Source organism: Serratia sp. NPDC078593, assembly GCF_050268245.1.
Classification (GTDB): domain Bacteria; phylum Pseudomonadota; class Gammaproteobacteria; order Enterobacterales; family Enterobacteriaceae; genus JBNNGK01.
Genome location: NZ_JBNNGK010000038.1, coordinates 1 through 5,871 on the forward strand (window position 1 = coordinate 1; position 5,871 = coordinate 5,871).

General features: G+C 40.3%; 6 protein-coding genes and 1 pseudogene. All 7 read left to right on the plus strand.

The features are described from left to right. Window positions 1-948: pesticin C-terminus-like muramidase (locus tag ACQKDS_RS19980; protein ID WP_427673885.1), on the plus strand; the 948-nt coding region annotated here is incomplete at its 5' end. A 1-nt stretch (window position 949) separates the two neighbouring features. Beyond that, window positions 950-1,483 (plus strand): hypothetical protein, encoded by a 534-nt coding sequence (locus ACQKDS_RS19985; protein WP_399673316.1) that lies wholly within the window; start codon window positions 950-952, stop codon window positions 1,481-1,483. Window positions 1,484-1,581: 98 nt separating this feature from the next. Next, window positions 1,582-2,130 carry a glycoside hydrolase family 19 protein gene (locus tag ACQKDS_RS19990; RefSeq protein ID WP_399673313.1) on the plus strand — a complete coding sequence of 183 codons (549 nt, stop codon included), beginning with the start codon at window positions 1,582-1,584 and terminating at the stop codon, window positions 2,128-2,130. Then, window positions 2,117-2,983: a hypothetical protein gene (locus ACQKDS_RS19995; RefSeq protein ID WP_399673311.1), complete on the plus strand. Its 867-nt coding sequence runs from the start codon at window positions 2,117-2,119 to the stop codon at window positions 2,981-2,983. The genes ACQKDS_RS19990 and ACQKDS_RS19995 overlap by 14 nt, the downstream gene beginning before the upstream one ends. Further along, window positions 2,980-3,939: a glycoside hydrolase family 19 protein gene (locus ACQKDS_RS20000; RefSeq protein WP_399673309.1), complete on the plus strand. Its 960-nt coding sequence runs from the start codon at window positions 2,980-2,982 to the stop codon at window positions 3,937-3,939. The genes ACQKDS_RS19995 and ACQKDS_RS20000 overlap by 4 nt, the downstream gene beginning before the upstream one ends. Then, the gene (locus ACQKDS_RS20005; RefSeq protein WP_399673307.1) at window positions 3,936-4,406 is read left to right on the plus strand and encodes a hypothetical protein; all 471 of its coding nucleotides are present in this window, start codon (window positions 3,936-3,938) and stop codon (window positions 4,404-4,406) included. The genes ACQKDS_RS20000 and ACQKDS_RS20005 overlap by 4 nt, the downstream gene beginning before the upstream one ends. A 521-nt stretch (window positions 4,407-4,927) precedes the next feature. Further along, window positions 4,928-5,871: pseudogene (locus ACQKDS_RS20010) on the plus strand (hypothetical protein); the annotation flags it as partial.

Consider the following 5,871-nt stretch of genomic DNA (forward strand, 5'->3'; position numbering starts at 1 on the left):
GACGGCAGCATCAGTCCCTATTCGCCCCGGGAATACCTGAGCGCGATACATAACCCATCTTATCGCGATGTGAAGAACAAGATGATTGTGAAGCATCCGAGTGAGTGGTATCACAAAAAGGACACGTCGATTTGGCAAGCGTTTTTGAACACATTGACGAATGATGCGCCGGAATGGAAAGCGTACAGTGAAGCCTATATAGAGAAGATGGTGTGGATGCAGGATGCGGGTAAACTAAAACTGGGGCCATCTTTGTGGCATATGCATCCGGTGGTGTTTTTGGGTGCGATTGCCGAAAAATATAGTGATACTATTGATTTCAATACATCTTTAGGTATTTATCGGATATCAAAAAAATCTGCAGAATTTATTTTATCTTGGGAAGCATATGCCCCTAAACCCTATGTTCCAGGTGGGGATCAGTCAAGTGGTGTTACTATCGGATATGGTTATGATTTAGGTCAACAGACAACATTATCAGCCCGTGAATTGTTGAGTGCTTATTACTCAAATGAGCAGGTGGAAAGGTTGCTGACAGCAATTGGAAAAAAAGGTGACCGTGCCAGATCAATCGTTCATGGGCTGGCCGATATAACTATAAGCAAAGATAAAGCGTTAGATATGGCAATGGTTCTTAAGCAAAGGTATTGTCAAATAGTTGTGAATGCTTATCCACAGGCCATTAATCTTCCACCGGATAGTGCGGGGGCAATGCTTTCGTTGATTTACAATCGTGGGGCATCATTAGCACTCCCTAAACCAAATGACCCAATAGATAGCCGGCGCGAAATGAGAGAGATCCGAGATGATTTTGCTCAAGGAAATGAAATTAACATCCCGAATCGCCTACGAAGTATGAAACGCTTATGGTCAAATCAACGAGGTTTGATAAGACGCCGTGAAGGTGAAGCCCAGTTGATCGAAAATGAGTTAGGTAAAGGTGATTAAAATGAAAAATAGTATAATTAAAATTATAGCTTTAAGTATACTTTTAGCATCACCATTGGTTTATGCTTGCGGTGATAACCCCAATGCAATGTTTCAAGGTCCATTCAAAGATAGCGCATTTAATAATGGGCTCATTTGTTTTCAAAGCTCTCCAGATAAAAGAAATGTTTATTTTTATCAAAGTTATTCATCCGTAAACGGAGAATATAATAAAATAATTGATACATTTAGATACTCTGATGCTCCCGCTGAAGTTTTCTCGGTGTTTTTTACTTCTATTGCTGGCAAGAGAAATTTGGTTGTTCTTCTGCGCTGGAATGTTAATTATTTCACTAATGGTGTGCAGTATCCATACCACTATGAAGTAAAAACATATAATTACACTAAAAATTCAGGTTATAAGTTGTTCTTGGATTCAGGTAAAGATCCTAATTTGTCTGGTTTTCAAAGTAAAAAAAATGGTAAAATATCAGGTTATGCATTGGATAATGCAGCAAAAATAAAAAAGTATCTTCATTGCAAATATGGGGCGTAACAAATAGATGCGTTTAGATGCGTTGCGTTAGTTTTATTCTATTGCTCAGGATTAAGTTATTATTTGAAATGTCATTCTGACATTATCCCTTTTATGTTATGGCTCAAGTATTCCAGGAGGTTGGTCCTGGATTTAACCTTAACGAGAATTTTAACTATAGACCTAACGTACTTGTAGCAAAATTTGCATACTATGCTAATCATGTTGTTGAAACAGAGGCTGATGGTTTCATTCCAGGGCGTCAGGCGGAAAACGCTGAAAATATAGCCAACAAAGCTTATGCTAATAGGGTTAGTAACGGTGGATATGAAAGTGGGGATGGTTGGCGATATCGTGGCCGTGGAATGAAACAGCTGACGTTTAGAGGAAACTATAGATCGTTTACAAGATATCATGAGAGCAAATGGGGGCAAAGAGTCGATTTTGAAGCTGAGCCTGATTTGTTGCTCGAAACTGTTTATGCCGTTCGATCCGCACTTTATTTTTGGGATTATAATAATCTACCGACTCGTGCTGACCAAGGTGTTACGAAGGATGTGTCATATTCAATAACTAGGATAGTTAATCAGTATGATGATCACTACGATGACCGATTTGAAAATTTAAAAAGATTGTTACGTGAAGGAGTTTTTAATGAAGTATTTTAGTTCATTAATATTTGTTTTTATCTCTATGAGTGCTTGTGCTACTGACTTTTATTTAAAGCCCGGCGCGGAAGATCTTGATGGTACTAAATATTACACACTGACAGCAAAGAACCCGTATGGACAAAAAAATATTGATATTGCTTTAGAAGGAAATGCTAATATGGTAACTATCAGAGACCAATTAACATTTTCTTGCAAGTGGGGAACGGTTGAGGGGGTAAGAGTTGGGATGTCGTCACAAACAGGTGATGGTGTAATGACTGTTTATTCGTATTATTTTTTTGATGAGAAATTGGCTAATATTTTCGCCAAATCCTATGCTGTAATGAATGCAAAAAAACCTTATATACCACTTTCGCTTAATCACTCGGTTTGTGGGCATGAGAGGGAAAGTGTAAAAAAAGACGACCGGACGGGTAGAGATTACGTAGAAACTTATGAAGTTATCGCTGATGGTCCATTTGCTTTAAAAGGTGTTCCGAATGTTCATATCAAATATGTTACAGAGAAGGGACTAAATCTTGTTAAAGAAAGTGAATTGGGTGATGTGATTGTTGATACTTATAAAAATAAAGATAATCTTTCCCCTGTGAATTTATCTGTTTTTTTCATTAATATTTCTTCTGGAATGAATATTGTAAACTTGATCTCATGGGGGGATTTGGCTGATTCTCATAATATGGTTTGCTATAAAGTCTATGCATATACCTATGATAGAACAGGAAATATATCCAAGAATGTTGATATAAATGATGATGTAAATTTATCCGGATGTGAAGGGAAGGGGGCTAAGTTCAACTACAAAAATGCTGCGTTGATTAAATATTATTTAAAGAAAAAATTTAAAGAGTGAAGCTTGGAGGTAGTCATAACCCATCTTATCGCGATGTGAAGAACAAGATGATTGTGAAGCATCCGAGTGAGTGGTATCACAAAAAGGATACGTTGATTTGGCAATCGTTTTTGAACACATTGATGAATGATGCGCCGGAATGGAAAGCGTACAGTGAAGCCTATATAGAGAAGATGGTGTGGATGCAGGATGCGGGTAAGCTAAAACTGGGGCCATCTTTGTGGCATATGCATCCGGTGGTGTTTTTGGGGGCTCTGTCAGTCAGTAGTGATGCTGTTACTTACGAACAACTGAAGAAGATTTTCCCTGATGCTTCTGACACCGACATAAATGCAGTTGTCCAAGAATTGCGCGGTAAGCTTAAGACTTTCAAACTTGATACTCCAACAAGATTGAGACATTTCTTTTCTCAAATAAGAGGTGAGGTTGGCTCTCAGTTGAAGGGAAGAACTGAAGGGTTTCAGTTTTCGCCCGCCTCTTTAAGGTCATTCAGCCAGTATTACCGTAATCATCCATCAGAGTCAGAAATTGATGGATATAAAAAGGATTCATCAGGGTTAATAGTTCGTCGAGCAGATGAGCAAGCTATTGGAAGAAAACACTACTTAAGGTTGAATGGTAATAGGAAAAGTAATCCGGACGATGGTTATACCTTCAGAGGTAGAGGGTTAATTCAGGTTACAGGTTATGAGAAATACCATGGTTTCAAGGTTGATTATCCTAATTACTGGGGGGGAGATGTTCCCGATACGGTGAGCGATCCGGAAATGGTCAACGAGATGCCATACGCCATTCGCAGTGCTTTATGGTTCTGGCTGCATTATGAAGTATATACAGCAGATCATGGCAACGGGTTGGCTGATGTCAGGAAAGTGACAAAAAAAGTTAATGGCGGAGATATGGGGCTGGCTGAACGTCAATCGGCTTATGAATTTTGTGAGAAAATCTTTTTATGAAAATATTTTTTGCTTTTTTGTTTAGTACTTTTTTTTCTGTCAGTACATTTGGTTGTAAACAAAGCGAGACTGAATTGATGAGTTGTTCATTTCAGGGGGAAGGGAATCGCAATGTCTCCTTTCGCATGAATAACGAAACACAAAAAATTAGTTACTCTTTTAGTAAAAATGGAGAGGATGAATTACGAGTCTTATTTGATGAGAAGAATATGCTAAAGAGAGCCATTGATAAGGAAAATAATATTACTTACTATGGTTTCAATCGCGGTAAGTATAGTTATATTATAAATATTATAAACGGTAAGGGATTTAATGAATACTCAATATCCTTCTCAATTAAGTATAGCAATAAAGTAATTCAATCAAATGATTGTCTTGGTAATTCATACAAAGCAAGTAATATAAATAGTAAATATATTAAGGATGTACCATTTAACTTCGTGGGTGGTGAGTTTCAGTTCCCTTAATGTGTTTCGGTTAAATATAAGTTTTTGCTATTTTTTATTTGTGCGCGCAGATAAAAACCTGACTATTGATTTTTTTAATCTGGTAAAATTAATATGGAATTTGTTCAGGTGAATCAGGTGAATCAGGTGAATCAGGGGGTATCTCTTTAAGATGCGTTAAGTACAGAAAATCAGGTAAAGGTATTCCGCTGGTGTTTATTTCAGATTTGTCAGTAGTTAATGAGGGTGTAAGACTTGGTTAGTATACTTCAAAATTGGTCGAATCCCTTAATGGTAAAGTTAATGGCTATTATACGGTAATGTTACTAGGCGTTCGATTTTACCCGCTTACATATAAATCGAAGAAAAAATGCAATAACATTATTTTAGGATAAAATTAGTGCATGTAATGAGGGTGGAACTGATTGTAAGTGATAAATAATAAACCTAGAAGCGATGAAGTGCACCGGATTTCAACAGCACTGAAATAGCCGAAATTAAAAATATCATCAGTAAACTGCTGAGTAACTGAGGGACCAGATATGTCAGTATTACCAAAATTCGCCTGGCCGGTGCCAGCCAGTAAGCGCGGCAATGACTTTGCCAACCGAGACGATGTGATGTCGCATCTGGACGGTGAAGCAACCGGCTGGTACCTGCTGGGAAGTAACGGCATGTGGCACGGGGGTATTCATATCACGAACGCCACCACGCCCTGGTGTGCGCTGAGCGGCAGGGCGGCTTCTGAGCTGCTGGATTTCCCTGTTCCTTACAAGGGGGAGCAGAGTATTCGCTGTATGGCGGACGGGGACGTGGTGGCATACCGGATTTGCCGCGACTATCTGAACGTGCCGTGGGAGACGGGGCCGCTGAACGTCTCCGGCTCCTTTGTTCTGGTGCGTCACTCTATTCAGCCCGGGGAGAAACCGGAAAGCGGCCTGAATTTTTATACGCTGTATATGCACCTGGCGCCGTATTCTGCTTATGAAAAAAGTGAAAACGAAACGCAGTGGATTGTGAATGATAAGCTGCCCGTATTTCGCCGTGAGTGGACTCCTGATGCCAACGCTGGGAACAGAAACACATATCGTCTGGCCACCATCCCGAAAGGTTCACAGATTGAATGGGATGCGACAGAAACAAGCTGTAGCGCGACAGGGCCTAAGGCGCGCCGCTATGGTCTGGTGACATTTAAAGGTTTGTCAGCCGATGCGAAGGCCAAAGGGACGCAGACCCGTCTGGTGGAAGGACAACAATACTGGATCCTGACGGACAGAGATAATCTTGTGCCGTCATCAGGTGCAGCTGTTCGGCCGTCGTGGTGGGCACATCTGCTGCCGCCTTATGCGGAGCCGATGCAGTTTGACAAGGTGATATGCCCCACGCCGTATCCAATCGGTGCCGGCGACAGCATCGGCCACCTGGGTTATTTTCAGGTGCCGAAAGAGGGGGGATATGATGCCCGCTATCAGGTGCATATTGAATG

Excerpts from the sequence above, each read along its gene's own strand:
- ACQKDS_RS19985 (WP_399673316.1), top strand. The coding sequence starts at position 950 with ATGAAAAATAGTATAATTAAAATTATAGCTTTAAGTATACTTTTAGCA.
- ACQKDS_RS19990 (WP_399673313.1), top strand. The coding sequence starts at position 1,582 with ATGGCTCAAGTATTCCAGGAGGTTGGTCCTGGATTTAACCTTAACGAG.
- ACQKDS_RS19995 (WP_399673311.1), top strand. The coding sequence starts at position 2,117 with ATGAAGTATTTTAGTTCATTAATATTTGTTTTTATCTCTATGAGTGCT.
- ACQKDS_RS20005 (WP_399673307.1), top strand. The coding sequence starts at position 3,936 with ATGAAAATATTTTTTGCTTTTTTGTTTAGTACTTTTTTTTCTGTCAGT.